The organism is Stagnihabitans tardus (genome assembly GCF_009925085.1).
GTDB classification, from domain to species: domain Bacteria; phylum Pseudomonadota; class Alphaproteobacteria; order Rhodobacterales; family Rhodobacteraceae; genus Stagnihabitans; species Stagnihabitans tardus.
Genome location: NZ_JAABNR010000070.1, coordinates 1 through 1,681, shown reverse-complemented (window position 1 = coordinate 1,681; position 1,681 = coordinate 1). Strand labels below are relative to the sequence as shown.

General features: G+C 59.7%; 1 protein-coding gene. It reads right to left on the bottom strand.

Translation table 11 applies throughout. From position 1 onward, the window contains the following. Positions 1 to 170 precede the first annotated feature (170 nt). The gene (locus tag GV832_RS21600; RefSeq protein WP_168776919.1) at positions 171 to 1,610 is read right to left on the bottom strand and encodes an IS1182 family transposase; all 1,440 of its coding nucleotides are present in this window, start codon (positions 1,608 to 1,610) and stop codon (positions 171 to 173) included. Positions 1,611 to 1,681: the final 71 nt, after the last annotated feature.

Sequence of the window (1,681 nt, the reverse complement as noted above, 5' to 3'; positions counted from 1 at the left end):
GGGCGGAGGCTGTGTGGAAACTCGGCGGCCCCAACCGACTGGGCCGCAAGTTCAGCCAGTTTCTAGATTTTGGCTCAGATTGGTCACACGTTTCGTTTTGGGCGCCTCCGGTGGCCAGCGAGAAGCCTTGGCTCACGCCGAACTATCGATTGCTGGAGTTTTGTTCTGGATCACCGCGGGATTGCCGCAATTAACGTCTTGATCCCAAACAGTGCGATCATTCGCTTGATGTTGCAGGCCAGCACGTTCAGCGCCATTTCGGTTTGCACCCCCCGAAGCCGTCGGGTCAGGAAATGGCAGGGTCCCGTCCAGGACTTGATCGTGCAAAACGGGTGTTCGACTGTAGAGCGGCGGACGCTCATTGGGGCGGTCGAACTGCGGCGGCGGGCATTCGAGGCTTCGACCAGGTGTTCGTGTTCCCATCTGGAGACCCGTCTTTCGTGCCCTGTGGTGCAGCGGCTCTTGAGGGTGCAATCCTTGCACGCGTTTGTCCAATACCGCCGCATTTGAAGACCCTGTTGCTCGGAGGTGGTGCAGTGTGTCAGCGCCTGCCCCGCCGGGCAGCGATAGATGTCGGCATCGTGTTCATAGACGAAGTCTGCCTTCACAAAATGCCCCTTTGACCGAGCACCGGACGTATCCGAGCGCGGCACAGTCGCGGTGATGCCTGCCTTGTGGCAGGCAAGGATTTCGAGGGCACTGAAGTAGCCCTTGTCGGCAAGGATATGCATATCCTCGCGCTGTAGAACGGCTTTTGCCTGTGTGGCCATCTTGGTCAGCAGATCCCGGTCATGCCCCTGATTGGTGACCTCATGCGTCACGATCAGATGCGTCTCGGTGTCAACAACGCTCTGGACATTGTAGCCGACATGTCCGCTGTGCTGCGCACGTGTCGCCATCGCCCGGGCATCGGGATCTGTGAGCGAGATCTGCCCGTCAGGGGCATCGGCCAGCGCCTTGTCCATGGCCAGCAGACGTTCAATCTCCTGTCGGATGCGGTGATATCGGCTGGTAAGATGCGCCGACCGCTCAGCCCGTGCTGCGCCAGTTTCCTGACGGTCGATCCGGTCTGCCTCCTCGATGTAGCGGCCGACCTCGGCTTCCAGATGGGCGAGGCGACTGGCGATCTTACCCTGGGTGAAGTTCCGGTCCCGATTGTTCACCGCCTTGAACTTGCTCCCGTCAACAGCGACGACCTCGCCCTTCAGAACACCGATGCGACGGCAGAGTTCGACGAACTTCGCACATGCTTTACGGATCGCCGCGCCATTCTGGCGCCGGAAATCCGCAATGGTCTTGTGATCAGGAATTAGTCGACCGGTCAGCCACATCACCTCGACATTGCGACCGGCTTCGCCTTCCAAGCGGCGGCTGGACGGGATCCGGTTCAGATAGCCGTAGATGAAAAGCTTGAGCAGCACAGCCGAATGATACCCTGGCCGCCCAGTGCGGGCCGCGGCATGGCGTAGGAAACCGAGCGCGGCCAGATCAACCTGGTCAACAAACAGATCAACCACGCGCACAAGGTGATCTTCCCCGATCCAGTCGTCCAACCGCTCCGGGAAAAGCGTCGTTTGATCTCGGCTGACACCCTCGATGAAACCTGCCATGCAAAGCCTCCCAACCATGCGTAAGCATAGCATAAATCGGGGCTTTTACACAGCCTCGGCGGAAAGCGGAC